This window comes from Colwellia sp. MB02u-14 (assembly GCF_014076915.1).
In the GTDB taxonomy this organism is placed as follows: Bacteria; Pseudomonadota; Gammaproteobacteria; order Enterobacterales; family Alteromonadaceae; genus Colwellia_A.
Map to the genome: position 1 here is coordinate 449349 of NZ_JACGUX010000079.1, position 25755 is coordinate 475103.

At 40.0% G+C, this 25755-nt stretch carries 25 protein-coding genes; 19 read left to right on the plus strand and 6 right to left on the minus strand.

Annotation, left to right across the window (positions count from 1 at the left end; all coding sequences use genetic code 11):
* Positions 1 to 91 precede the first annotated feature (91 nt).
* Positions 92 to 616: a ribosome biogenesis factor YjgA gene (gene yjgA, locus H4J52_RS12390; RefSeq protein WP_182177266.1), complete on the plus strand. Its 525-nt coding sequence runs from the start codon at positions 92 to 94 to the stop codon at positions 614 to 616.
* Between the two features lie 145 nt (positions 617 to 761).
* Here the strand turns inward: yjgA and efp are convergent, their stop codons facing one another.
* Complete coding sequence (gene efp, locus H4J52_RS12395; RefSeq protein ID WP_182177267.1) at positions 762 to 1331, minus strand: elongation factor P; 570 nt, start codon at positions 1329 to 1331, stop codon at positions 762 to 764.
* A 56-nt stretch (positions 1332 to 1387) separates the two neighbouring features.
* Between efp and epmB the strand changes: the two genes are divergently transcribed.
* Together epmB and H4J52_RS12405 are read left to right on the plus strand one after the other, a co-directional pair.
* The gene (gene epmB / locus H4J52_RS12400; protein WP_182177670.1) at positions 1388 to 2404 is read left to right on the plus strand and encodes an EF-P beta-lysylation protein EpmB; all 1017 of its coding nucleotides are present in this window, start codon (positions 1388 to 1390) and stop codon (positions 2402 to 2404) included.
* A 38-nt stretch (positions 2405 to 2442) separates the two neighbouring features.
* The gene (locus H4J52_RS12405) at positions 2443 to 2754 is read left to right on the plus strand and encodes a hypothetical protein (protein ID WP_182177268.1); all 312 of its coding nucleotides are present in this window, start codon (positions 2443 to 2445) and stop codon (positions 2752 to 2754) included.
* Positions 2755 to 2840: 86 nt separating this feature from the next.
* Here the strand turns inward: H4J52_RS12405 and H4J52_RS12410 are convergent, their stop codons facing one another.
* From H4J52_RS12410 to H4J52_RS12425, 4 genes are all read right to left on the minus strand, one after another.
* The gene (locus H4J52_RS12410) at positions 2841 to 3350 is read right to left on the minus strand and encodes a DUF3016 domain-containing protein (protein ID WP_220459990.1); all 510 of its coding nucleotides are present in this window, start codon (positions 3348 to 3350) and stop codon (positions 2841 to 2843) included.
* Between the two features lie 418 nt (positions 3351 to 3768).
* Positions 3769 to 5667 (minus strand): bifunctional diguanylate cyclase/phosphodiesterase, encoded by a 1899-nt coding sequence (locus tag H4J52_RS12415; protein WP_182177269.1) that lies wholly within the window; start codon positions 5665 to 5667, stop codon positions 3769 to 3771.
* Positions 5660 to 6790 carry an FIST signal transduction protein gene (locus tag H4J52_RS12420; protein ID WP_182224806.1) on the minus strand — a complete coding sequence of 377 codons (1131 nt, stop codon included), beginning with the start codon at positions 6788 to 6790 and terminating at the stop codon, positions 5660 to 5662. Before H4J52_RS12420 ends, H4J52_RS12415 begins: the two co-directional genes overlap by 8 nt.
* Positions 6791 to 8360: 1570 nt before the next feature.
* Positions 8361 to 8819 (minus strand): SUF system Fe-S cluster assembly regulator, encoded by a 459-nt coding sequence (locus tag H4J52_RS12425; RefSeq protein ID WP_182177271.1) that lies wholly within the window; start codon positions 8817 to 8819, stop codon positions 8361 to 8363.
* Positions 8820 to 9267: 448 nt separating this feature from the next.
* Between H4J52_RS12425 and sufB the strand changes: the two genes are divergently transcribed.
* The 16 genes from sufB to moaA all read left to right on the plus strand — a co-directional run bounded on the left by sufB (position 9268) and on the right by moaA (position 23842).
* A complete protein-coding gene (gene sufB / locus H4J52_RS12430) occupies positions 9268 to 10710 on the plus strand; it encodes a Fe-S cluster assembly protein SufB (RefSeq protein WP_182177272.1) in 1443 nt (480 codons plus the stop codon).
* Positions 10711 to 10801: 91 nt separating this feature from the next.
* Complete coding sequence (gene sufC / locus H4J52_RS12435) at positions 10802 to 11575, plus strand: Fe-S cluster assembly ATPase SufC (protein ID WP_182177273.1); 774 nt, start codon at positions 10802 to 10804, stop codon at positions 11573 to 11575.
* A 2-nt stretch (positions 11576 to 11577) separates the two neighbouring features.
* A complete protein-coding gene (gene sufD / locus H4J52_RS12440) occupies positions 11578 to 12900 on the plus strand; it encodes a Fe-S cluster assembly protein SufD (protein WP_182223568.1) in 1323 nt (440 codons plus the stop codon).
* Positions 12901 to 12902: 2 nt separating this feature from the next.
* Entirely contained in the window at positions 12903 to 14150 is a 1248-nt protein-coding gene (locus tag H4J52_RS12445) for an aminotransferase class V-fold PLP-dependent enzyme (protein ID WP_182177277.1), read from the plus strand.
* Positions 14151 to 14180: 30 nt separating this feature from the next.
* On the plus strand, positions 14181 to 14537 hold the full coding sequence (locus H4J52_RS12450; RefSeq protein ID WP_182177279.1) for an iron-sulfur cluster assembly accessory protein: 357 nt from the start codon (positions 14181 to 14183) through the stop codon (positions 14535 to 14537).
* 70 nt (positions 14538 to 14607) lie between these two features.
* Complete coding sequence (sufT, locus tag H4J52_RS12455; RefSeq protein ID WP_182177281.1) at positions 14608 to 15180, plus strand: putative Fe-S cluster assembly protein SufT; 573 nt, start codon at positions 14608 to 14610, stop codon at positions 15178 to 15180.
* Complete coding sequence (locus H4J52_RS12460; RefSeq protein ID WP_182177283.1) at positions 15180 to 15638, plus strand: SufE family protein; 459 nt, start codon at positions 15180 to 15182, stop codon at positions 15636 to 15638. Before sufT ends, H4J52_RS12460 begins: the two co-directional genes overlap by 1 nt.
* An 81-nt stretch (positions 15639 to 15719) precedes the next feature.
* On the plus strand, positions 15720 to 16130 hold the full coding sequence (locus H4J52_RS12465) for a glutaredoxin (RefSeq protein ID WP_220461090.1): 411 nt from the start codon (positions 15720 to 15722) through the stop codon (positions 16128 to 16130).
* The gene (locus H4J52_RS12470) at positions 16124 to 16234 is read left to right on the plus strand and encodes a hypothetical protein (RefSeq protein WP_182177285.1); all 111 of its coding nucleotides are present in this window, start codon (positions 16124 to 16126) and stop codon (positions 16232 to 16234) included. Before H4J52_RS12465 ends, H4J52_RS12470 begins: the two co-directional genes overlap by 7 nt.
* Before the next feature lie 60 nt (positions 16235 to 16294).
* The gene (gene lipA, locus H4J52_RS12475; RefSeq protein ID WP_182177287.1) at positions 16295 to 17266 is read left to right on the plus strand and encodes a lipoyl synthase; all 972 of its coding nucleotides are present in this window, start codon (positions 16295 to 16297) and stop codon (positions 17264 to 17266) included.
* 21 nt (positions 17267 to 17287) lie between these two features.
* Positions 17288 to 18070: a ferredoxin--NADP reductase gene (locus H4J52_RS12480; RefSeq protein WP_182176399.1), complete on the plus strand. Its 783-nt coding sequence runs from the start codon at positions 17288 to 17290 to the stop codon at positions 18068 to 18070.
* Positions 18071 to 18382: 312 nt separating this feature from the next.
* Positions 18383 to 18718, plus strand: coding sequence for a BolA/IbaG family iron-sulfur metabolism protein (locus tag H4J52_RS12485; RefSeq protein WP_182177289.1), 336 nt, complete (start codon positions 18383 to 18385; stop codon positions 18716 to 18718).
* A 347-nt stretch (positions 18719 to 19065) separates the two neighbouring features.
* The gene (locus H4J52_RS20280) at positions 19066 to 20298 is read left to right on the plus strand and encodes a P-loop NTPase (RefSeq protein ID WP_182177291.1); all 1233 of its coding nucleotides are present in this window, start codon (positions 19066 to 19068) and stop codon (positions 20296 to 20298) included.
* Positions 20291 to 20950 carry a NifU family protein gene (locus H4J52_RS12495; protein ID WP_182177293.1) on the plus strand — a complete coding sequence of 220 codons (660 nt, stop codon included), beginning with the start codon at positions 20291 to 20293 and terminating at the stop codon, positions 20948 to 20950. The genes H4J52_RS20280 and H4J52_RS12495 overlap by 8 nt, the downstream gene beginning before the upstream one ends.
* Positions 20947 to 22698, plus strand: a complete 1752-nt coding sequence (locus tag H4J52_RS12500; RefSeq protein WP_182224808.1) for a YdiU family protein — start codon at positions 20947 to 20949, stop codon at positions 22696 to 22698. The genes H4J52_RS12495 and H4J52_RS12500 overlap by 4 nt, the downstream gene beginning before the upstream one ends.
* A 130-nt stretch (positions 22699 to 22828) precedes the next feature.
* Positions 22829 to 23842, plus strand: coding sequence for a GTP 3',8-cyclase MoaA (gene moaA, locus H4J52_RS12505; RefSeq protein ID WP_404851833.1), 1014 nt, complete (start codon positions 22829 to 22831; stop codon positions 23840 to 23842).
* A 112-nt stretch (positions 23843 to 23954) separates the two neighbouring features.
* Here the strand turns inward: moaA and ilvD are convergent, their stop codons facing one another.
* The gene (ilvD, locus tag H4J52_RS12510; protein ID WP_182224810.1) at positions 23955 to 25661 is read right to left on the minus strand and encodes a dihydroxy-acid dehydratase; all 1707 of its coding nucleotides are present in this window, start codon (positions 25659 to 25661) and stop codon (positions 23955 to 23957) included.
* Positions 25662 to 25755: the final 94 nt, after the last annotated feature.

Sequence of the window (25755 nt, forward strand, 5' to 3'; positions counted from 1 at the left end):
CTATAAATGCAGGAAATTAGAAAATATGCGCTGTATACCATAAGCACTTACGAGTATAATAGCGATAATTATCACTTTAATAACGAATATTATGCCCGACTCTGCTAACGATATCGATGAATTAGATGAAGAATTAAAAAGTAAATCAGAAGTAAAGCGTGAAATGATCCAGTTACAAATCTTTGGACAGTCGCTCATTGATTTATCTAAACATCAGCGCAGTAAAATTCCTTTTACTGAAGATATTAAAGACGCCTTAATTTTGGCGGATAAAATTAAAAATAAACATGAAGCTTTACGTCGTCATGTTAGACACTTAGCTAGAATGTTATCTGAAGCTGATTTAGAACCCATTAAGCATGCGCTTGATGTTATGGCTAATAAACATCAACAAGAGACAGCCAAATTTATTAAACTTGAAAAAATGCGTGATGACGTTATTGATCAAGGAAGTGATTTTGTAGAAGGTTTACTAAGCGAGCATGAGTCAATGGAAAGACAAAAACTCCGTCAATTAGTGCGCCAAGCGGCAAAAGAGAAAAAAGCAGAAAAGTTGGGTAAGTATCATAAAGAGTTATTTGATTATTTAAAACTGCATACTAGACAAATAAACTAGTCGTTTATCTATAAAAAAACCTGCAAAAGCAGGTTTTTTAATATAAATTTTTGGGTGTTATCAAATAATGATAAATATGAGTCACTAAATAACGCTAGCTACTCATGAAAACACTTATTTAAATCAGTAAAATAGTTAAAAACGTTTATTTGCTTGCGCGTGATACATATTCACCGGTACGAGTATCTACTTTTACTGTTTCACCAATTTGAATAAATAAAGGTACGCGAATAACAGCACCAGTGTTTAATGTGGCTGGTTTCCCCCCTGTACCGGCAGTATCACCTTTTAATCCTGGATCTGTTTCTGTAACATCTAGATCAACAAAGTTAGGTGTTGTTACAGTGATCGGTGAACCATTCCATAAAGTAATGGTGCAGATATCGCCTTCTTTTAACCACTTAATACAATCCGTAACTGCTTTTTCATCAGCTGCAATTTGCTCAAAGGTCTCATTATTCATAAAATGCCAGAATTCACCATCAGCATATAAATAAGCTAGTTCGGTTTCCATTACATCAGCGCCTTCACAAGACTCGCCTGATTTAAAGGTTTTTTCTAAGACTTTATTAGAAATAAGTTTACGAATTTTTACACGACTAAAGGCTTGACCTTTACCCGGTTTTACTAATTCGTTTTCTAAAATGTTACAAGGTTCGCCGTCAATCATTAATTTAAGGCCAGCCTTAAATTGGTTTGTACTAAAATTAGCCATATTAATGTTCTCTTATACTCAGACAGATAACGCAGAGATTTAAATTGAAATTACAAATGCCGCAGATAATAACCCAAATAAGCGAACAATTGCACACTTCTTGGCAAAAAGAGTTAAGTAATGTAGTGACTGATCCAAAAAAACTTTTACAAATGCTAGAAATTAACAGCCAAGATTACTTACAACACTTTTCAGCACGAAAATTATTTCCTGTGCGCGTCCCACAGCCTTTCATCTCTAGAATGAAAAAAGGTGACTTTAACGATCCGTTACTTAAACAAGTGATGCCACTGTCTGATGAGTTTATTAACACAGAAGGCTACTCGACCGACCCCCTTGAAGAGCACGATACCGTTGCTGAAGGCTTATTACATAAATATAAGCATAGAGTATTAATGATTATAAAGTCAGGTTGTGCGGTTAATTGTCGTTATTGTTTTCGCCGCCACTTTCCTTATAGTGAAAATAGTCCCAATAAAGTTCGTTGGCAACCCGCACTAAAATATATTGCAGACAACCCTGAAGTTAATGAAGTTATTTTTAGTGGCGGTGACCCTTTAATGGCCAATGATGAACACTTAGAATGGCTTATCGAACAACTAGAGCCTATTAAGCATGTTACACGCCTACGAATACATACACGCTTACCTGTTGTTATTCCACAGCGTATAACAACATCGTTAGTAGACATGTTGTCTCGAACTCGCTTAAAAGCAACGATGGTTTTGCATGTCAATCATCCCAATGAAATAGATGCTAATGTCAAACAGGCACTTGAAAAATTACGTGTTGCGAGAATTCCTTTATTCAATCAAAGTGTCTTACTAAAAGGTGTAAATGATGATGCCAAGCTATTATGCCAACTCAGTGAAACATTATTTGATAGTGGTATTCAGCCGTATTACTTGCATATGTTTGACCCCGTGCAAGGCGTCGCGCACTTTGATGTTTCTGAAAACCAGGCGAAAATAATTGTACAAGAAATGATGGCAACCCTACCCGGTTTTCTCATGCCAAAATTAGTGAGAGAAATTGCTGGAGAGGCTAACAAAACCCCAATCAATTTGGCATAATAGTGTAATATCAAAACAATATTTTATATAGAGACACCATGAGCGCAACTGTCAGTAAGCAACTCGTTGATAATATTTCAATTATTTTAAAAAAATCGTTAACCGCTGATGCGACTTTAGCTGATTTAAGAAAAAACAAGCAAGCAAGCTTTGAAGCTATATTTAAAAAGGACGCCGGCTTCAAGTGTTCGGCAAATACTTTTCAGCCTTATGTTGAAGAAGTCGCGAACGATTTGATCTTTTGGCAAAAAACCTCAGATCAACAAACATTAATAGATACGGTAAAAAAAATAGAGAAACTCTTTACGGTACTCGCTAATTTTGAAGAAAGTGCAACCGTTACTCATTAAGCCATTTATTTAAAGCACCTCTAAAAAAGCCACCTTTAGTAGATGATAAAGGTGGCTTTTTTTGGGTTACTTTTAAAAGTTGAGTCTTACTTTTCCACATTATTTTTGAACGTGTCTTTAAACCACTCATCAAGCAATTGCTTTTCATAACCTAACGCTTGATTCCTATACCTTAAGCTACCCCCCGCCATAAAATTCATATCTTTTAAATTAACAATATCGCTATGAATTATGGCTTTATTGGCATTGATTAATTTAAATGAAAATTTTATTCTTGGAAAATAAAGATCTTTAATAATTCTTATTTGATTCATACCACTCGCATGGACATCCCCCGCTAAATCAACATCGGTCACTTCTATGTCAAGTGTCTCATCTTCAGGTAATGCTTTAGCAAGTTTTGAAAAGTGTTTTTCAAATTCGCTAAACAGATTTTCTTGAAAGCGCTTTCGACCCTCCGTTCCCGCATCAATATCTCGGTATTTACTAGGATCGCTCCAAATTACATTTACCTTAGCAGCGTGCGCTGAAGGTAGCGCTATAAACATGCTGCCCAGTACTAAAATAGTCAATAAAGTAAGTAGTTGTTTAATCATCATTTATCCTTAACCATAAAGTTTTTAATGCCGATAAGTTTATGTATATTTACCATAAATAAAAATCAACCTTAGAATTATCTTAATTATAGTTCAATAAACGTTGTTCACTTTACGCTTTTAATATCTGTTATAAAACGCTATTACCTTTTTATTACGTATTTTTACTGCGGAAAACTTTAAATGACAAATATCAGCTATTTGACTGTTAAAGAAAAGATGATTAAATAAGGCTGAGTCATTTTATCTACGTTATTTAAAAGGGGGAGTATGTTTATACCCCCCTTTCTTGTTTAGTCTTTGCAGCATTTTAGGAAAATTAATTTAATTGATCGGACTTCCCAAATAACGTCGTGTAACGAAAAACTCTGCGTTATCCTTAACTACATGATCGATTTTTATGCACAACTTATCAGGACTATGGCAACATTTTAACAGAAAACTGAAAAAGCATTTCTTCAGTAACCGGTTTGCTCATATGATAACCTTGGCCAATATGGCAACCTTGCTTAGTAAGTAACGCCATTATACTCTCAGATTCAATGCCTTCAGCAACAACCTTAAAGCCAAGGTTAATACCTACATCGATAATACTTTTAACAATCGCTTTAGATTTTTCATCCTTATGCATACCAAGTACAAAGCTCTTATCTATTTTTAAAAAATCTAACTCCATATCACGTAAATAAGCAAATGAAGAGAATCCCGTACCAAAGTCGTCAATGGCTAACTTAATCTTTTTTGACTTTAATTTATCAATTTTTTCCTGCACTGACTTTATATCATTAAAAAAAGTTGATTCTGTTAACTCAAGCTCTATCAATGCTGGGTTGATTTTATACTGATCAATAAATTGAAACACTTGTTCAACGAAAAGCGGATCAGCAAAATCTATTGCTGAAATATTTAATGACATTGGAATGTTAGCTAACGCAGTGTTTTCCCAACTTTTTAATGTTTGGCAAGCTTGGTTTAGTAGCCAATGGGTAATGTCTCGTATTAAACCGTTTTTCTCTGCTATATGTATAAAACAGTCAGGATAAACAAGTTCATTAGGTGTTTTTTGCCAACGAATAAGCGCTTCGACACCACACAAAGAATTATCTTTTAAACACATTTTGGGTTGATAATGCAGTACAAAATTTTCTTCTTTGATCGCTTCACGTAATTGGCCGTCAATCATTACGCTATTAAGGGCAATTTTCTCTAATTTTTTATCAAAAAAGTGGTACGTATTCTTCCCTGATTCTTTGGCTTGGTACATTGCCATATCAGCCTTACGAATAAGTTCTTCCGAGCTAACTGAATCATCAGGCGATAAACTCACCCCGATACTGCACGACATATAGTATTTTTTATCTTTAATATAAAAAGGAACTTTACATAACGCTAAAATGCGTTCATTAATTTGAACGACATGTGAAATATTATTTATGTCTTCTAGGATCACGACAAATTCATCCCCTCCTAAACGACCTAAAATATCACCCGTCTTTAATGCTGATTTTATACGATTTGCAAATTCTATAAGGTACCGATCGCCTTCTTGATGCCCTGCAGTATCATTAATTTTTTTAAAGTCATCTAAATCAATAAATAATAAACCTACCTTTAGGTTATGTCGTTGCCCCATGGCGATGGCATGGTTTAACACATCTAAAATTAATGAACGATTGGGTAAGTCAGTTAATGCGTCATGGTTAGCTCGATACTTTAACAGTGCTTCATTTTTTCTAACATCAGTGATGTCACGACAACACCAAACTCGACCAAAAAAATCACCATCTACAACTTCGGGAACAGAGTAAAACTCGTAAGAACGGTGATCTATGGTCTCAAAGAAGCCATGCACTACCGCTAATTCATTGTCTCTTATTGGCTGAATATCATTAGAAAAACTATCATGATTTACTAATCTTGCCAGAAATAAATCACAGGTAAGTACTTCGCCGTTATTTAAGCGATCAACATCTAAATCCAAAAAATCAATGGCTGCTTGGTTAAGTTTTTCGATGATATTATCAGGACTAAAGCTAAAAATAGCTTCTGTACTTGCATTAAATAAAGCATCTTGCTTAGCAATAAGCTTTTCTGAATGGCGCTGAATGTTTTCATTTTTTGCGAGATTTTCTTTTAAACTGACATTAATTTCATTGAGTTCAATAGAAGACAGCGTTAGTGTTCGCTCCATAAATTCACGTTCGTCTTGCTGTTGGGCAAAAATATCGTCAATACCACTAATAAAGTCTTTAATACTTTTATGATCATCATATTCATGTAAATGTCTTTTTATCAGACGCTTTAGTAACCTATTCATCTGTTTCGCATAGAGTAGTAATGGTCATCGTTTGATTGTGTAATGCACAAGCCTCACTGTTTAACATTGGAGAAAGCTCTCCATAAGAGTAGAAGCCTGTATATGCCCATTTTTCACCCAGAATATCTTTAACAACCTCAACTTCTTCTTCACAGTAATTACCCAAGACTATTCTTCTACCTACGCAACTGATCAGTATGGCTAAGCCATTACTGTAATTAGTGGGTATTCTACTTAACGCATGCTCTGCAGCGATTTCAGCACCATCAATTAAGCTACTAGTATTAGCACGCATTAATTGTACTGTTGCGCCTTCAGGCACATCACCTGCAAACGTCATCGAACCATCTTCTTCATTAATACTCAAAATGGTTCTTGTCATTCTTTTATTATCAATTTTCAAGACTAGAGGGAATAATAAAGCTGAGGCGGGTAAATCATCTGCGTGTGGACCCAAATATCTTTTATATAAAGCTAGAGCAGGAAGGTTATCTAATTCATAAAGCACATTACTTTTTGATTTAGTGATAGTTCTGTCAGGGCCAAACGCATCCCATCCACCTATGCAACCATAGCCCAACGACAACCTCTCACCATAAAAACCCACTAAAACAATTTGGCCTAATTCAGTCGCACTATTATGCCAGACAAGTGTTTCATTAAAGTTGGTGCCATCACCTGCTAAGCCTCCTGTAATCAATATATCTTCAGGTAAAGAAGCCTGTAAAGCATTGACCAGTTCAGTACCATTTATTTGATGCCCATCTGACAATACCATTACATAGCGAAGCCCTTCTTTATCAAGACCATCAGCAAGATTTTTTACCACTTCAAGTACAGAGCTATTAGTAATTGATGCGCTTTGAACGGAGATAAAAGAATGGTCAAATTCGATAGCTGTTAAACATAAGCTGTCGTCATAGATTTTTATTCCTTGAATTTCACCTGCTGTTGTACAACCGATAATATCTGCTTTGGGGTAGTGGCAGCGTATATCTGCCATTATCGCTTCATTTTTAACAAGGTCTCGGTTCCCAAAAAGTAAAACAAGATTCGCTTTTTCAATACTCTCGATGGGACTTTCCCATCTGCCTGAAAGATAAGTGTTTTGATGAAACTTCATGCTACGCCTACTAATTAACTATAAAAACGGGTGATATCACAGTACTACAAACACCGATTAAATGTTTCATACTGACGCGTTAGATGTTGCGCCTAATCATTTGTATAAACTGATATTATTTCATATGACTCCTTTTAACTATAGCAAACAAACTTAATAGGATAATTTTTTATTTTCAGTAAAATTTATTGATACGTTCACCGATATTAAAGGCCTATATAACTTTGGGCGAGTGATTTACTTTTACTGGACTGCAATATGCTTAATATTTAGTTGGTTTTCATTAAATGTTCATGAGGAATTTTTATAAGTTTTAGGGGGTTTATCAGCTTGTAATAGGAAAATATGGATTCTATTCTTGTGACCATCACCATATCATTGGCCATTGCTGATAATAAAGAAGATTTATCATTAGGGATTCCCTATTAAGTGAGCAATGCAGTTTCTTTTAATCTTTTTCATTGCCTATTTATTACTTATTTATGCACCTAAAGATCTCATGGTTTGGTGTGAACTAAACCATTATATTGTTCCATTTTGATCTCCCCCCTGTGAAATAAGTTAGTGTTTTTATAACCACTATTTTAAACTGACACGAAGGGAGAGTCCTATATGATTTCCCGTGGCACTTGAGAATAGAATTCATTTAATTTCTACTTACTTTTTTCTCGAAGGATATTACCGTTAACTACATGAGTGATACCCACTTTATACCCCTGCCAACTCACGACTAAAGTTAACCAACTGAATATTAAATAATTTACTGGCTTATTTAGTATTCATAACGCTTTATCAGTTTTCAAAGCAATCCTAGTTCAGAAGTATATTTTTCCAAAGAGTAAATATAGAGCAGAGCTATCGCCCAATGAAGCTAAACAAGAAAAGCAGAAGGTGCACGAAAATAGGATGACGCTACCAAAAAATACCCGTCAATAACTTGGGCGCAAAAATTCAAATGAGCTTTTAACATCAATATTGAAACCTTTCAGCAATCTGTATGGCGGTTAAAGTTATAGCGAGTAGCGAGGATTCTTTGGCAATCAAAAAGATCCTCTGTTACCTAAATACAAAACATAATGAATTACCCAAATTATTGCCCACACAAAGTAGAACAACGCCTCAGATAAGTCTGTTTGAATAAAAATAATAAACCATCATAAGCAAAAGCAATATTCAAAACTATGTTACACATAGTAGGAGGCGCTTGTTTTAAATTCTAAATAATGTAAAAACAGTTTAATAAGCGATAAATCGCCAATTTACACTCCCCCAAGGATATAAAAGATATATCAATATGGAAAATAGATATCGTCATTTTATTTTTCATTATATTAAGTACTTAGAAAATTAATATAAGAACAATAATCAATAAAATTGCTGATAATGATAGATAAAACTATTGATTGATGAGGTTGGAACGCTCTATAGTTAAAATGTGTAAATATTCTTTTAACCTTAACACAACTGAATTAATGTCTTTATCTAAAGAGCAGGCGAGGCAGCTAATAACACTTATCAATTTGGCGAGCTGGTTTAAAAAATATATTATTGCTTGTCTATTACTGAGCACTTATTCGTTTTGGTCACAGACCTCTATGAATGTTGACTTCAGGCGTTTAACATCCATAGGCTCTTGCCCCATTGCATCCAGTGTTACGTTGTGCAACGCATTGGAAATCAAACGATTAACGATATTCCAATTTCCTTGTAATCCACACGTATCTGCCAATTCACAATCACCGCCATCCGACTTAACACACTCTGTTAATGCAATAGGCCCATCGATGGCTTCAATCACTTCTGCAATCGATATTTGATCAGATTGACTACTGAGTTTATAACCCCCATGAGATCCCCTAACTGATTCCACTAAATTGTTATGGATGAGTGACCGCATCAATTTACGCACGGTAGGTAGAGATAATGTCGTTAACTGACACAATCTGTCTAGTGTAATTAGCTCATCGCGACCACACATTTTTAATACCACCAACAGCGCATAATCGGCCATGCGGCTAATTCTTATCATAAGTATTCTCTTGAAAATTTACTCACCTCATCTGGTCAGTAATTATATTTACTAGTATACCTCAATAGTATTCCTTTTTATTCCTTAAACCACTCAGTAAATTAGATAAACGCTAAGATACTTCTGAAATAAAACTAAAAAATGGACGTTGCAACATTTTCTATAATATATAAAACAAAGGTTAAGCGTTATCTCACCAAGTAAACATCCCACTCTCCCAAACAACAATAAATACTAATTTAGTATTGTATTAAATTTACGTGTAATATAAACTGACATACATTACTAAATCAGTATTCTTTATGGTGTTAGCGTTTCACAAAATACAATCGAGATCATCTACGCGTCTAAATAACCGTTAAAGATAGATCCATGCCAAATTAGTGTTTTTTAGGATTTGGTCTGTAACACCGTACTTTGCAAACCTATAGAAAGAGAGTTAATCATTATGAGCGAAAGCAATGTTATTGATGAGCGTATTAATTCCAGCTATGACGCGGGTTTTATCACCGATGTTGAAATGCAAACATTTGATCCTGGGTTAAATGAAAATGTCATACGAAAAATATCAGCCAAAAAAAATGAACCAGAATACATGTTGGAATGGCGTTTAAAGGCCTACAAACAGTGGCTAGAGATGGAACGTCCAGAATGGGCGCAAGTCAATTACCCTGAAATTGACTTTGAAGCTATTGCCTACTATTCCAGTCCCAAAAGTCAGGACGATGCACCTAAAAGTTTGGCAGAAGTTGACCCTGAACTGCTTCGCACCTACGAAAAATTAGGCATTCCATTGCATGAACAAGAAATGCTGGCTGGTGTCGCCGTTGATATAGTATTTGATAGTGTTTCTATTATTACCACCTTTAAAGAAAAGCTTGCTGAGTCTGGCGTGATTTTCTGTTCACTGTCAGAAGCAATCATCGAACATCCTGAATTAATTAAAAAATACCTGGGCTCTGTGGTGCCCGTTAAAGATAATTATTATGCCGCTTTAAACTGTTCGGTATTTAGTGACGGTTCGTTTGTTTATATACCTAAGGGGGTTAGGTGTCCGATGGAGTTGTCGACCTACTTCCGGATTAATGAGATGAACACGGGTCAGTTTGAACGTACCTTGATTATTGCTGATGAAGGTAGCTATGTGAGCTATCTTGAAGGTTGTACAGCCCCATCACGAGACGAAAATCAGCTGCACGGAGCAGTGGTTGAGTTAGTCGCACTAGAAGGCGCGCAAATTAAATATTCTACTGTTCAAAACTGGTATCCCGGGGATGAAAACGGTAAAGGAGGTATCTATAATTTTGTCACCAAACGCGGTATCTGCCATACCAACGCAAAAATATCATGGACTCAAGTAGAAACAGGCTCCGCCATCACATGGAAGTACCCGAGCGTAATATTAATGGGCGATAACAGTGTGGGTGAGTTTTATTCTGTGGCCTTAACCCGAAACGCACAACAAGCGGATACTGGGACCAAGATGATCCATCTAGGTCGTAATACTCGCAGTACTATTATTTCAAAAGGCATTTCAGCGGGCAAAGGATCTAATACCTATCGAGGATTAGTCAATATATCACCAAAAGCAGAAGGTGCACGTAATTTCACCCAATGTGATTCACTCTTAATCGGTGATAAATGTGCTGCACATACCTTCCCCTATATTGTTAGCAAAAATCCAAGTGCGATTGTCGAACATGAAGCGACAACATCAAAAGTCAGTGAGGATCAGTTATTCCTATGCCAACAACGCGGTATCGATCCTGAAAAAGCGGTATCCATGATTGTTAATGGTTTTTGTAAATCAGTTTTCAAAGAGTTGCCAATGGAGTTTGCTGTTGAAGCGGGGAAACTATTAGAGATCAGCTTAGAAGGTGCCGTTGGATAATGCGCGTCGAAGGATCAAAAAATTCATGAAACAGACATCAGTCGTATTACCACACTGATAAAACTTGATTAAAAGATAATAAGGTCAATAGATGCTAAACGTTAAAAATTTAAAAGCCAAGATTGATGGAAAAGAGATCCTCAAAGGGTTAAATATTGAGGTTAAACCTGGTGAAGTTCACGCCATTATGGGACCTAATGGGAGCGGAAAAAGCACGCTATCCAATGTACTAGCAGGTCGTGATAACTATGATGCGACCGATGGCACCGTCATGTTTGAAGGCAAAGACTTATTAACACTTTTGCCTGAAGACCGTGCACGGGAAGGTATTTTCCTTGCCTTTCAGTACCCGGTTGAAATCCCGGGAGTCAGTAACCTTGAGTTTTTAAAAACATCCCTTGAGTGTCTCCATACATATCAAAAAAAGCCTCTTTTGAGTGCGGTAGAGTTTATGAAGCTGGCGCGTGAGAAATGTCGACTGGTTGATTTAGATACTGGCTTTTTAAAGCGTGGTGTGAATGAAGGTTTTTCAGGTGGTGAGAAAAAACGCAATGAAATTATGCAGATGCTGATGTTAGAGCCAAAGTTATGCCTACTTGATGAAACCGATTCAGGTTTAGATATCGATGCACTTAAAGTAGTGGCTGATGGGATCAATCAGTTACGCAGTCCCGATCGTTCCTTTATCTTGATCACTCATTACCAACGATTATTAGATTACGTGCAACCTGATTTTGTACATGTATTGGCCGACGGAAAAATCATTAAATCTGGTGGAAGTGAGCTGGCGTTAGAGTTAGAAGAAAAAGGCTACAGTTGGTTAGAAAGTGGAACTGAGCAATCAGCAAATCCACTTAAGGTTTAACCATGAATAATCTACAGCAAATAACGACTGACTTTAGCAACGAGCATACCTCTCAAAAAAATCTGTGGTTACAAGGTATTCGTGATGCGGCAAGTGAACGCTTAAAAGCGCTGCAATTACCAACCCAAAAAACCGAAGATTGGAAATATCTTAAACTTGAAGAATTGTTAGCTGATGAGCAACTTGACGTACAAAGTATGCAAGTACGCAATTCAAAAAGTGACGACGACATTGATGAATTACTTTCGCAGTCTTTAATAAAGGACCTTAATGCGTATCGTTTAGTTTTTGTCAACGGTGTGTTTGTGAATGGATTATCACACCTTGATAGTAACCCTTACAGCACTTTATTCTCTGAGGCTAATACTGCTCAGCAGCAACTCATTGTTGATCATTTAGATACCAGTCATAACTACTACCACGACTATTTTTCTAGCCTGAACAGTGCGCAACTTGAAGATGGTTTACTTATCCATATCCCAGAGCATTGTGAGGTCGACAAGCCCTTTTACATCGTAAATCTGACACAAGGTGATCAGCCAAAAACAAACATGATGCGATTATTAATTATTGCTGAAACCGGCAGTAAAGCGACAATAATCGAGCATGAAGACGCACCACTCAAACACACGTCAATGGTTAATACTGTGATTGAATGTTTTGTAAATGACAAGGCGCATATCACCCATAGCCGACTGCAACTTGATGAGAGTGTCACGAGCATATGCAATCATCGTGTAAAACAAGGGCATCATAGCACTTATCAACAACATCAAATTAGCCTTGCCTCTAAATTGAAACGTAATGATCTTACGGTGTCCTTGCAGGGAGAGTATGCGAGTAATGATATTCGAGGCAGTTTTTACGGTCGCCATCAACAAACCATTGATAACCATATTTGTATGCAACATATCGCGCCAAATTGTAGCAGCAATGAAGTATTTCGAGGTTTAGTGGATGACCAAGCTAATGCTGTCTTCAATGGCCGCATTCATATTCATCCAAACGCTCAAAAAACATTGGCCGAGCTCAGTAACAAAAACTTATTACTTTCAAGCACTGCCACCATCAATACTAAACCTGAACTAGAGATTTATGCTGATGATGTGAGATGTTCACACGGTGCCACAGTGGGTCAAATCAATAGTGAAGCATTATTTTATTTACAATCTAGGGGTATTCCAAGGGTCGAAGCTAAACGTCTATTGAGCCTGGCTTTTATTGCCGAAATAGTCGAACAACTACCACACAATAGTGTGCGAGAGTTTGTTACACAGCGTTCATCTAGCTTACTTTCCTCATTACACCACGAAGGAGAAAGATAACGATGTCTTCTATAGATGCCGTTGAGCAAGACAATACGTTTAATATTGCAAAAGTTCGGCAAGATTTCCCCATATTAGATCAAAAAATTAAAGGTAAACCTTTAATCTATTTGGATAACGCGGCAACCACTCAAAAGCCACAGATTGTCATCGATGCTATTAATCAATTTTATAATACGAATAACGCCAATGTGCATCGAGGTGCCCACACGCTAAGTGATAATGCCACTGAGCTGTTTGAAAATGCACGCAGTAGCGTGCAAGGCTTTATTCATGCAAAGCATGCTCATGAAATAGTGTGGACAAGGGGTACAACTGAAGCGATCAATACAATTGCCAGTGGATTAGCGCAAAGCTTTTTAAAGCCGGGTGATGAAATTATTATTTCAGCAATGGAGCACCATGCCAACATTGTGCCTTGGCAAGTGGCAGCACAGCAAAGCGGTGCCAAACTTGTGGTGGCGCCGATAAATGAGAAAGGCGAGCTGAATTTTTCAATTTATAAGACGTTACTCAATAAAAATACTGCGGTTGTTGCGATGACACATGTCTCCAACACGCTTGGTACGATAAATCAGGTTAAAGAAATCGTGCAATCTGCACAGCAAGTTAATGCCATAACAGTGATAGATGGCGCTCAAGCCATTGGTCATGGTTTTGTTGATGTCCAGGACCTGAATTGTGATTTTTACGTCTTCTCAGGGCATAAGTTATTTGGCCCTACGGGTATTGGTGTTTTGTATGGTAAAGAAGCTTATTTAGAGCAATTACCCCCGTTTCAAACCGGCGGAGAGATGATAAAAACGGTCACATTTCAACAGTCAACTTGGAATGAATTACCCTATAAATTTGAAGCTGGCACACCGAATATTGCGGGTGCAATAGGACTCGCAGCAGCTATCGATTACGTAAACAGCATTGACCGAGTTGGCGCTATAGCACACGAACAGCGGTTGACTAATTATTGCTCAGCGTTAGCCAATAGTATGGATGATATTCGTATTTATGGCACGGCAGAAAATAAAACGGCTATTTTTTCTTTTCTCATAGGAGATACGCATCCAAGTGATGTAGGTACTTTACTCAATCAACAAGGTATTGCTGTTCGAACAGGTCATCACTGTACGATGCCGTTAATGAATGAACTGGGCATTTCGGGTACGGTACGCGCATCATTTTCTATGTATAACACCGAAGAAGAAGTGGCAAAGTTATTTGCTGCATTGACTAAATTGAGAACATTCCTTTAACGAAAGATTGACATTAACAAGGGTAATATTATGACTGTAATGACGTTTGAACCAAATAAGCCACGTGTGTCTTTAAGTGATAGTGCTCGTGTTTTTTTGTCTCAAAAAATAAAAAAAAAGCAGGCAGTTGGATTGTGTTTTTCAGTAACGAAAAGTGGCTGCAATGGTTTTAAATATGTGTTGGATTTTATTGACAAACCCAGCACGGAAGAACATTTAGTCACCATTAATGACGATGAACTAAAACTCTACATCACTCAAGAAGCCTTACCCTTTGTTAATGGTACTGAAATTGATTGTGTTACTGAGGGATTGAACAAAGTGATTAAGTTTATTAATCCGAACAGCTCAGCAGAATGTGGTTGTGGTGAAAGCTTTTCAGTCTAATTATTCACTCAAAAAAATTGAAGAATACTGATAAGTCGTTAATAAATAATGGGGCATACAGAAGCATATTATGGAAAGAAAAATAATTTTAGTGAACAGAGAATGTCCCGCACGATTAGTGCCCGACGGAACGCCTATCACCATTAAAAAAGATACCTTTGTCACCCTAACTCAATCATTAGGTGGAGCATATACCGTGCTGATTAACGGTAATATGGCACGCGTTGACGGTACTGATGGTGATGCGCTCGGCTTTGAACCTATTGTCTTGGTCTTTGAGTTGTCAGAAGAGAAATCAGGCGATGACTCGGATGATCAATCAGGGAATAACTCTGATAATAACACCGTGCTGGAAAGCAATGTCTGGAAGGCAATATCTGCTGTTTACGATCCAGAAATGCCAGTCAATATTGTTGATTTAGGTTTGATCTATGACTGTAAAATAGATGGTCATACCGTCGTCATTACCATGACATTAACCGCGCCAGCTTGTGGTATGGGACCCGTATTGGTTGAGGATGTAAAATACAAAGTTGGGCTAGTGCCTAATGTCGATACAGTAAACGTGATTCTAGTGCTTGACCCACCATGGAGTCGTGAAATGATGACGGAAGAGGCTCAATTAGAGCTAGGGTTATTCTGATGACTAAATTATCTATTGCTCGCTTATCAGAAAGTCCTTTTGGTAGTAAAATCAAGTCGGGAGATATCAAAGACACGCTAAGTTTCTTTGATGATTGGGAAGATCGTTACCGTTATATCATCGACCTTGGCAAAGAGCTTCCTACCGTACCCGTATCCTATCGAACAGACGAAAATCTTATCGTTGGTTGTCAAAGTCAGGTATGGCTAATATGCGAATATGATGAAATAAATAATATGTTGTTGATGGCTGTCGATAGCGAAGCTCAAATTGTTAAAGGATTAGCGGCAATTGTCCTCAGTGCCTTTAATAAAAGCACCCCTCAAGCAGTAACCGATTTTAATATCGACGCCTTCTTTACTGACATTGATTTATTCAGTCATTTAAGTTCGATGCGTGGTAATGGTTTACGTGCAATGGTAAAAAAAATATTACACATCGCCAAGCAATATAGTTGAAGCACATTTCAATTAAAACTCAATTAACAAATATATCAATAAGTTAATAATAAAGGTTACGAGGAGTGAGACATCGATATCATGAAAGAAATTGAAGAACATATCGATAATCATGCCGTTGTCATTTTTATGAAGGGTACGTCAGAACAACCCCTATGCGGGTTTTCTGCTATCGCTGTAAAAGCCTTAATTGCTTGCAATGAAAATTTTGTTTCTGTGGATATATTAGCTAATCAAGAAATTCGAGCGGCATTACCCGTCTACGGAGATTGGCCTATTTTCCCTCAAGTTTGGGCTAATGGTCAGTTGATTGGCGACGGCGATATTATCAGCAAACTCAATCAGAATGGCGAGTTAAAAGTCATTATTTCAGCAGCCGTGAAAAGTGCTGCTACAAAGCAGACTAAAGCGAGCACTATACCCGTTCCACTTGAAGATGCAGTTTCAGCCTTTGTGTCGTCACAGCAGAATTTGAGGGAAAAAGCATGTTAGCTAAACATAAGTTGGTACTCTCAGCCATTGCACCTTTAATGTCTGAGAATAATACGCCTTTCCACGCAATTGATAACTTAGAAACACAGCTGCCAACAACATAATCAATAGCGTATATTATAAACGTAGGAGGTCACTTTTTGGCCTCAAGGTCAATCACTATCATGAGTAACATTAAACAATCACTATTGGTCGCTGGCGAAAAACTTCGTGATGCGGATAAGTTGGCTTTTATTCCAGTAAAAATTATTGCGAGTAAAAAAGCAACTACCTTAAAAAAACCTAGTTGGTTAAAAATAAAGATACCGAGTAACACCGCTAAGGTAACAGAAATTAAACAAGCGATGCGTAAGCATAATTTAAACTCAGTGTGTGAAGAAGCGTCATGTCCTAATTTACATGAATGTTTTAACCACGGCACAGCAACTTTTATGATCTTGGGTGCTATTTGTACTCGCCGCTGTCCATTTTGCGATGTCGCGCATGGTAGACCCTTACCAGTGAGTGCAGAAGAGCCAGAAAAGTTAGCCGCAACAATACGTGACATGAAATTAAAGTATGTGGTAATCACTTCGGTCGACAGGGATGATCTTCGCGATGGCGGTGCTCAGCATTTTGTTGACTGTATTAAAGCCATACGTAAAGAAGTACCTCATATAAAAATTGAAATTTTGGTGCCTGACTTTAAAGGTCGAGTAGAACGAGCACTCAACATTTTAAGTCAGGCACCGCCCGATGTGTTTAACCATAACTTAGAGACTGCACCACATATGTATCGTGAAGTTCGTCCGGGGGCAAGTTATAAAAATTCATTGGAATTGTTAAGTCGTTTTAAAGCCATGCATCCACAGGTCGCAACAAAATCAGGATTGATGATGGGGCTTGGCGAGACAAATGATGAAATTTCCGCCGTATTAAACGACTTGCGTAAACATAATGTAGAGATGCTAACGTTAGGGCAATACATGCAACCGAGTAAGCATCATCTTGCGGTTAAACGCTATGTACCTCCAGAAGAGTTTGATGAGCTGGGTATTATCGCTAAAAGGCTTGGTTTTACTCATGCTGCCTGTGGTCCTTTGGTACGTTCAAGTTACCATGCAGATCTTCAAGCCTCGGGTAAAGAAATAAAATAATAAAACTGTATAGGATAAAACATGAATAAGAAATTTAATCCCGAAAAAGTCATCGATGTTGTTCACTGGAATGATAGCCTGTTTTCTTTTAAGACCACACGCAGCCAAGGACTCCGCTTTAGGAATGGGGAATATATCATTATTGGCTTAGCGCAAGATGATGCTAGGCCGATCTTACGTGCTTATAGCATCGCTAGTGCAAACCATGAAGATTATTTGGAATTTTTCAGCATTAAAGTTGAAGGCGGTGCTTTCACCTCTAAATTACAACATTTAACGATTGGTGATGAAGTTATTATCGGCAGTAAACCAACCGGAACTGTGGTTATTGATGATTTACGCGATGGTCGAAATTTATTGTTAATCGGCACTGGCACAGGGCTAGCTCCCTTTTTAAGTATTATCAAAGATCCCGAAACTTATGAACGTTTTGAAAAGGTTATATTGTTCCATGGCGTAAGATATGCCAATGAATTGGCATATAAAAACATACTCACTGAAGATCTGCCTAATCACGAATATCTGGGTGAAATGATTACTGAGCAGCTCATTTATTATCCATGTGTCACACGAGAGCCTTATAAAAATCAAGGACGAATAACGGATTTGTTGCGAACAGGAAAGTTATCTCTTGACCTTGGTATAGCTAAACTTGACCCAGAGTTTGATCGTGTGATGTTGTGCGGTAGTCCTTCAATGTTAAAAGATACCTGTGCCATTCTAGATGAAAGAGGCTTCAAAGAAAGTCCTAAAAAAGGAATACAAGGCGACTACGTTGTTGAAAGAGCTTTTGTTGAAAAATAACAGCTTTATTCCATTAAAAAATAAGTAGCAAGGGTCTAAATATTATAGGTTGTATTTATCAAATCATCTAAATTTGGTCATATAAAAATGAATAAAAATCAACCAGTAACAGATGTTTTTTATGTCTGTAAAAAGAGTAGTGGTCCATTGCATATTCTCATGCGTCACAATGGAAGTTGAAGTTGAACATCGAACTAACCGATAAAACGATCGAAAATATTATTTGAGTGATGTACTAAACCTAATTCGCAGACCACCACTATCTATTACATAGGGCATAAAAAATCAGGAAAACATGCAGGAAAAAATACAATGAAACCTACGCGCGATAGCTTGTTAGAATGTTTAACTCAGGCCTTTCCCGAAGCTATTATCGAGATTGAGGACGAGAGTGAGTGGCATACTTATCATCTAGATTCTGATCATTATCGAGTAAGAGTGCACGACGCCAAATTTAATGGATTACATCGTATCGCTCGGCATTGGCTTATTTATAACACAGTATCTAACTGGAAGTCAGATCACGTGTATGCACTTAATATTATTCCTATGACGCTAAAGGAAGCCGCACAGGCAAAGGATAATCCGCTCATAGCCGCGCGGCTTGATATCGAGTATGTCACCAATGTGTTTTATATCGATTACTAACCAGTGTGCTCGATTAACTTAATTTTCGCAATAGATGACCTGCCCATTGACCACTGCAGATAATCAAATGTAACTCACACATGATTTGCACACCATTATCGGTAGGAAAGGGGATATTTTAGACAAACCACAGAATTTGGAACACTGAAGAAGCTACTCAGGTAAATCATTACTAAGAGGAATCGTTATGACAACCAAAATTAATTTTTATACGGCTGAACATACGCATGATGGGAGAGATTTTGACAATACCTAATAGGTACAGAAATTGGAATTGGTTATTTTTCTGGCGGAAGAGCTCCCCATTATATACCCCACCATTAGTTGAAAATAGCAGGAATTCAGTCATGGACACTCCTGACCATAATCAACACCAAATATCGAGTGGGTCATCCCTGACTTCCAAAAAACTGCCTGGGATACGTCACATCATTGCTGTCGGTAGCGGTAAGGGTGGCGTTGGAAAATCTACAGTAAGCGTTAATCTGGCGCTCGCGCTAAAACAACTAGGGGCGCGTGTAGGACTCGTAGATGCACATATCCTTGGACCCACTATTCCAGATATGCTGGGTATAAAAACGAATAAACAGCAGCTGATGACACCGGACGGTAAAATGATCCCTGCACAAGCGTACGGTCTGAAAGTGCTGCCAATGGCCATGTTTACTGGAGATGACAACCCGACCGTTTTACGCGGGCCGATGGTAGGAAAATATCTAAAGATGTTCATCAGTGGTGTGCAATGGGGACAACTGGATTATTTGATCCTTGACCTCCCACCGGGCACAGGCGACACTCAATTGACGCTAGCACAGAGTATTCCGTTGTCCGGGGTGGTTATAGTGACAACACCACAGGCGTTGAGCCTCAAGATCGCACGCTTAGGCTTGCAGATGTTCGAGAAGGTTAAGGTCAATATCCTTGGTATTGTAGAGAACATGCACACCTTCACCTCTCCTCACTGCGTCGAAAATACGGGTATCTTCCGTTACGGTGGTGGTGAGCAAATGAGCCAAGAGCTTGGCGTGCCATTTCTGGGTGCCTTACCTATTGATGTTATCACCTGCGCTAATGAAGGTCGCCCAATCGTGGCTGACCAGCCAATGTCTGTTAGCGGCAAGATGTATTCTGCTATCGCCACTACGCTTGTTGATCAGGTTGAAACGGAGATCACAATACCGAATCCCTTTGTATGGCATTGGGACAGTAACGAGGGGACGCCTGGTTGGATTGAAAATGCAGCAAAACCGGTAGGATCGCAAACGAATCCCATTGGTTTTCTCCGTCACGATCTGCGTACTTTATCAATTCTATGGGAGGACGGTCATCGTGATAATTTTGACGTGCGAGATCTGCGTTTAGCCTGTGAGTGTGCCCTCTGTGTCGAGGAGATAAGTGGACGTAAACTGCTTAATCCAAAAAATATTCAATTTGATGTGAGCCCACGAAAAATAACGAGCGTAGGCAACTATGCGATCCAGTTCGATTGGAGCGATGACCATAACAGTGGGATATATACGTTTAAAAATTTACGTACATTAGGTGCGTACACTACAAAAGAGAATATTGAAAATGTCTAATGTGATAATTGCGGAGCAGCCAATCATTATTCGCGCGGAGAAATCACTCACCGATCCAGATATGTGTAAATTTTTTGTTAACCACTCAGTACATACCGGTGGCGTTTTCTTTTTTAGTAGCGCAGAGCGAGCAGCTAAATTACCGCTAGCCAAGCGATTGTTTACACTGCCCGGTGTGAACAACGTGCTTATTGCACAAAGCGTGGTGACGATCTGCAAGAACCCAAACGCCTATTGGTCAGAACTAAAAGCTTCCATCGGCACAACCATCTGCACTCAGTTGTTGACTGGCGTGCCAGCTATCTTGGGGATGTATATTCATACTCGCACACAAGCTAGTATACTAAACGGCACACAAAGAAGATCAGATACAGAGCTGATGACCGTTATTCAGGTACTACTGGACAAGGAAATAAACCGTTCCATTGCTAATCACGCCAGCAAGATATTGATAGGAAAAATCTGTCAAGGAACACTTTACATCAGTATGAGCGATGGTTACCAGGGATGTGCATCTTCTCAAGTAAGACTACGGCAGGAATTCGAAGTCATGCTTAAAAAGATCGCTCCGGAAATCGAGGAGGTTGTCGATACGACCAACCCCTCAGCGGGAAAACAGCCATTATACCCATGTCATGAGGAGGCCCTATGACCAATCAACTGCCCCTGCAAACTACTCCGACCATAGTTACGCTAGGCGATCTCGCCAAGCTGGCAGACTACTCGCTCATGGATACGCTCAACTGTGATCCTGATGCGAGAGAAAATGGCGTAGACCATAGTCCACGACAAGTATTTACCGGGCACTATGTTCCCGTCAAGCCCACACCTATCCAAGACCCTGAGTACGTTACTCATAGTAAAACCTTTTTCCGTGAACTGGGTTTTTCCGACAGCATGGCGCAGTCGGCTGACTTCGTTCGACTGTTCTCTGGCGACCTAACAGAGGTTCCAGCGCCGCTGCGCAAGGTTGGTTGGGCTACAGGCTATGCATTGTCTATTTACGGTAGCGAATACTATCAACAGTGCCCTTTCCAAACGGGTAACGGCTACGGAGACGGTCGCGCAATGTCTGTGCTTGAGGCTGTCATTAACGGTCAACGCTGGGAAATGCAACTAAAAGGCGGAGGACGTACACCTTACTGCCGTGGCGCTGATGGTCGCGCCGTGCTGCGCTCAAGTGTGCGCGAGTTTTTAGCACAAGAGCACATGCACGCGCTTGGAGTAGCCTCGTCGCGGTCGCTTAGCTTATACGTGTCGAAAACAGAGCAGGTTAATCGACCGTGGTACGCTGAAGGCTCACGTTCACAGGATCCCGATAGGCTTATATCTGAGGCGGTCGCCATTTCTACGCGCGTCGCACCATCATTTATTCGGGTGGGTCAGCTAGAACTGTTCAGTCGCCGTGTTCACAAGCAGGAACACCCTCAAGCAATGGCAGAGCTTGAGGTGATTGTACTGCACTTGATCGATCGTGAGTACAGCGACATCATTGACAATATACTTTCCATGGCTGAAAAAGTGGTGCTGCTCGCGCGCGCGTTCCGCAACCGTTTGACTTCACTGGTAGCCAACTGGATCCGTGTCGGTTATTGTCAAGGCAACTTCAACAGTGACAACTGCGCGGCTGGAGGCTTTACACTCGATTATGGCCCCTTCGGGTTTTGCGATGTATTCAACCCGCAATATCAACCATGGACAGGAGGCGGTCATCACTTTTCGTTTATGAATCAGCCTGTGGCAGCAGAACGAAATTTCAACATGTTTTGTAAAGCGTTGCAGCCACTAGTGGCATCACATCAGGATGCTATAAAAAATCTCGACGAGATTCGAACGGGTTTTACAACCGTAATGCAAGAAAAAATGGAAAAAATGTGGGCTGAAAAACTTGGGCTGCATACATTTAATGCGGAATTATTGCGCGAACTCGAAACACTGATGGCGCAAACTGCAGTTGATTACACCATTTTCTTCCGAGAACTATCAACGGTGCCTAGCGATATTGGCCCACTCAAAAAAAGCTTCTACAAAAACGCGACGTATAATGCAGATCCCGAAGGGATGGACAATCGTTGGTCAGCGTGGCTCACAACATGGAAATCTCTTAACGCCAATTCGACCAACCCTAGCACTACCGAAGTAAATAGTGCCCGTTCTCCAGTTGAGCTCTCTAGGCAGATGAAACTCGTGAATCCAAAATATAATTTGAGAGAGTGGTTCGTTGTGCCTGCGTATCAGCAAGCGAGCATAGGGAATTACTCTCTAGTGCGAGAATTGCAGGAAGTCATGACGCAGCCATATGCCGAGCAATCAATTGATATGGAAGAAAAATACTATCGGCTTAAGCCACTTGAATTCTTCGAAACCGGTGGGTTATCCCATTATAGCTGCTCGTCATGACTTATCGCTTAATGATCAATTTATCTATATCGAGTGCCCCATGAGCATAAACATAATCCCTACTATTGACCTGCTTTACGCTGGCCAAGTACCGCTAATTCCCGCGTACGCGCCTGCCCCCAATGGTCAGATGTCAGATACACGCGGAAGGCTCTTGGGCGATCTACGCATTTCAGTAACCGACCGATGTAACTTCCGCTGCACTTATTGTATGCCCAAGGAAGTCTTTGGAAAAGGCTACCAATACCTGCCACAATCCGAACTATTGAGTTTCGATGAGATCACGCGCATGGCGCGACTGTTTGTTGCACACGGTGTTACAAAAATTCGTCTTACAGGTGGCGAACCCCTACTACGTAAAAACCTCGAGGTGTTGGTTAAAATGCTGGCCGCCTTAAAAACACCAGACGACAAGCCACTTGATATCGCGCTTACTACCAATGCCACGTTATTACCCAAGAAAGTAAAAGCGCTTAAAGCCGCAGGCCTTAATCGGATTACCGTTTCGCTCGACTCTCTTGATGAGGTGACATTCCGGGCTATGAACGACGTTAACTTCCCTGTAGCCGATGTATTAAAGGGGATCGATGCGGCACATGGCGCTGGTTTTAGCGCCATTAAAATTAACATGGTGGTTAAGAAGGGTGTTAATGATCAAGATGTCGTTGCTATGGCGCGGCATTTCAAAGGCAGCGGACATATTGTCCGCTTTATCGAATTCATGGATGTGGGTTCTTCTAATGGTTGGCGCATGAAGGATGTTATTTCTTCGGCTGAGATTGTACGCATGGTCAATGCTGATATGCCGCTTGTCCAAGCACAGTCCAACTACAGCGGTGAAGTTGCCAAACGTTGGAATTATGCCGATGGTAGCGGCGAAATTGGGGTTATATCCAGTGTAACGCAAGCCTTCTGTTCTACCTGCACACGCACCCGACTTTCAACTGATGGCAAATTGTACACTTGCCTATTCGCGCAGTCTGGTCATGATCTACGAGCACTTATGCGTTCAGGTAAAAGCGATATGCAAATTACCCGTGCCATAGGGTTAATTTGGAATCAGCGTGAGGATCGCTATTCACAACTTCGAACAGAAGAAACGACAGGCAGAAAAAAAGTGGAGATGTCGTATATCGGTGGCTGATATTTTCAGCCATAACGACACTTTAAAACCATGTAAATTTTTTAAAAGTAATATAAAAAACCCAAACAGAAAATACTGTGCTGAGCTTTTTATGCACTAACAAAGATTATGCTTAGAAGTCGTCGAGTACTGCACCTTTACTGGCACTGGAGGCGTTAAAAGCAAACTTGGCTTGCACTCCACGGTTATAACGTGGCGTTGGCGCTTGCCAGCCTTTTTTACGCTCAGCAAGCTCATCATCGCTGATATTCAGTTGCAGTAGTAACTGTTTAGCATCAATGGTGATGGAGTCGTCTTCTTCAATGAAGGCGATGTTACCACCTGCAGCGGCTTCAGGCGCGACATGTCCGACGACCATCCCCCAAGTACCACCAGAAAAACGGCCATCAGTAATTAAGCCAACGCTTTCTCCCAAACCTGCGCCAACAAGAGCGCCTGTCGGTGCTAGCATTTCTGGCATACCTGGGCCACCTTTAGGACCTAAATAGCGCAGTACCATGACATCACCCGCTTTAATTTTACCCGCCAATATGGCCGCGAGAGCAGTTTGTTCGTCGTTGAAGACACGAGCTGGGCCGGTCATTACGGGGGTTTTTAAACCGGTGATCTTAGCCACACAACCTTCCGGTGACAAATTACCCTTAAGAATGGCCAAGTGACCCTGCTGATACATAGGGTTGCTGATAGGACGAATCACATCCTGATCTGCTCGTGGCACCTCAGGCACGTATGTCAGTACTTCTGCAATGGTCTGTCCTGTTATAGTCAAACAGTCGCCATGCAGTAGACCGGCCGTCAATAATATTTTCATGACTTGTGGGATGCCACCAGCTTGATGCAAATCGACAGCCAAGTATTCTCCGCTCGGTTTGAGGTTGCACAGTACGGGGGTCTTTTGGCGGACTCGTTCAAAATCGTCAATAGTCCATTCCACTTCAGCCGCATGGGCGATGGCTAAGAAGTGAAGCACGGCATTAGTCGAGCCACCAGTGGCCATGATGACCGCCACAGCGTTTTCAATTGATTTACGGGTCACAATATCACGCGGTTTGATATTCTGGCGGATCGCTTCAATCAGTACCTTGGCAGACTCTGTCGCGGAATCTACTTTCTCATCATGCGGGTTAGCCATGGTTGATGAGTAGGGCAGAGAAATACCCAGTGCTTCAAATGAGCTCGACATAGTATTCGCTGTGTACATACCACCGCAACTACCGGTGCTTGGAACAGCTCGGCGTTCGATTTGCAACAAGTCTTCATCGCTCATTTGTCCAGCAGCATGTTCGCCCACGGCTTCGAAAACACTGACAATATTAAGTGCTTTCCCCTGATACTTTCCGGGCAGTACGGTACCGCCATAAACATAAATAGAAGGCACGTTGGCACGCAGCATACCCATTAGGCCGCCAGGCATATTCTTATCACAACCTCCAATGACTAATACGCCATCCATCCACTGACCCTGTACGCAGGTTTCAATACAGTCAGAGATCACTTCGCGGCTGATTAATGAATACTTCATGCCCTCGGTACCCATGGCCATACCATCAGAAATAGTCGGGGTACCAAAAACTTGAGCATTCCCCCCCGCTTCTTTGATCCCCGCTATTGCGGCATCAGCCAACTTTTGCAGGCCACTGTTACATGGAGTAATAGTGCTGTGCCCATTGGCGACACCGACCATAGGTTTATTGAAGTCTTCTGCCTTATAACCCATAGCATAATACATCGATCGGTTCGGTGCGCGTGAAGGCCCTTCTGTAATATTTTTACTACGACGATTGATTTGGTCGCTGGTATTTTTGCTGTTTTGCGTCATGATGTTTCTCGTCGGAAATAAATGTGGGTAGACATAAAGTATGCACTAGGGAATAAAGCTATTCCAGATATTTAGCATGACTCAATCCCTCCAA

Bases quoted from the DNA above. Each gene is read 5' to 3' on its own strand.
- ilvD (WP_182224810.1), bottom strand. From the start codon at position 25,661: ATGACGCAAAACAGCAAAAATACCAGCGACCAAATCAATCGTCGTAGT.
- H4J52_RS12415 (WP_182177269.1), bottom strand. From the start codon at position 5,667: ATGAATAGGTTACTAAAGCGTCTGATAAAAAGACATTTACATGAATAT.
- sufD (WP_182223568.1), top strand. From the start codon at position 11,578: ATGAATAATCTACAGCAAATAACGACTGACTTTAGCAACGAGCATACC.
- efp (WP_182177267.1), bottom strand. From the start codon at position 1,331: ATGGCTAATTTTAGTACAAACCAATTTAAGGCTGGCCTTAAATTAATG.
- H4J52_RS12465 (WP_220461090.1), top strand. From the start codon at position 15,720: ATGAAAGAAATTGAAGAACATATCGATAATCATGCCGTTGTCATTTTT.
- H4J52_RS12485 (WP_182177289.1), top strand. From the start codon at position 18,383: ATGAAACCTACGCGCGATAGCTTGTTAGAATGTTTAACTCAGGCCTTT.
- epmB (WP_182177670.1), top strand. From the start codon at position 1,388: ATGCCGCAGATAATAACCCAAATAAGCGAACAATTGCACACTTCTTGG.
- sufT (WP_182177281.1), top strand. From the start codon at position 14,608: ATGGAAAGAAAAATAATTTTAGTGAACAGAGAATGTCCCGCACGATTA.
- H4J52_RS12410 (WP_220459990.1), bottom strand. From the start codon at position 3,350: ATGATTAAACAACTACTTACTTTATTGACTATTTTAGTACTGGGCAGC.
- sufC (WP_182177273.1), top strand. From the start codon at position 10,802: ATGCTAAACGTTAAAAATTTAAAAGCCAAGATTGATGGAAAAGAGATC.
- H4J52_RS12420 (WP_182224806.1), bottom strand. From the start codon at position 6,790: ATGAAGTTTCATCAAAACACTTATCTTTCAGGCAGATGGGAAAGTCCC.
- moaA (WP_404851833.1), top strand. From the start codon at position 22,829: ATGTCAGATACACGCGGAAGGCTCTTGGGCGATCTACGCATTTCAGTA.
- H4J52_RS12450 (WP_182177279.1), top strand. From the start codon at position 14,181: ATGACTGTAATGACGTTTGAACCAAATAAGCCACGTGTGTCTTTAAGT.
- H4J52_RS12500 (WP_182224808.1), top strand. From the start codon at position 20,947: ATGACCAATCAACTGCCCCTGCAAACTACTCCGACCATAGTTACGCTA.
- H4J52_RS12495 (WP_182177293.1), top strand. From the start codon at position 20,291: ATGTCTAATGTGATAATTGCGGAGCAGCCAATCATTATTCGCGCGGAG.
- sufB (WP_182177272.1), top strand. From the start codon at position 9,268: ATGAGCGAAAGCAATGTTATTGATGAGCGTATTAATTCCAGCTATGAC.
- H4J52_RS12445 (WP_182177277.1), top strand. From the start codon at position 12,903: ATGTCTTCTATAGATGCCGTTGAGCAAGACAATACGTTTAATATTGCA.
- lipA (WP_182177287.1), top strand. From the start codon at position 16,295: ATGAGTAACATTAAACAATCACTATTGGTCGCTGGCGAAAAACTTCGT.
- H4J52_RS12405 (WP_182177268.1), top strand. From the start codon at position 2,443: ATGAGCGCAACTGTCAGTAAGCAACTCGTTGATAATATTTCAATTATT.
- yjgA (WP_182177266.1), top strand. From the start codon at position 92: ATGCCCGACTCTGCTAACGATATCGATGAATTAGATGAAGAATTAAAA.
- H4J52_RS12480 (WP_182176399.1), top strand. From the start codon at position 17,288: ATGAATAAGAAATTTAATCCCGAAAAAGTCATCGATGTTGTTCACTGG.
- H4J52_RS20280 (WP_182177291.1), top strand. From the start codon at position 19,066: ATGGACACTCCTGACCATAATCAACACCAAATATCGAGTGGGTCATCC.
- H4J52_RS12460 (WP_182177283.1), top strand. From the start codon at position 15,180: ATGACTAAATTATCTATTGCTCGCTTATCAGAAAGTCCTTTTGGTAGT.
- H4J52_RS12425 (WP_182177271.1), bottom strand. From the start codon at position 8,819: ATGATAAGAATTAGCCGCATGGCCGATTATGCGCTGTTGGTGGTATTA.
- H4J52_RS12470 (WP_182177285.1), top strand. From the start codon at position 16,124: ATGTTAGCTAAACATAAGTTGGTACTCTCAGCCATTGCACCTTTAATG.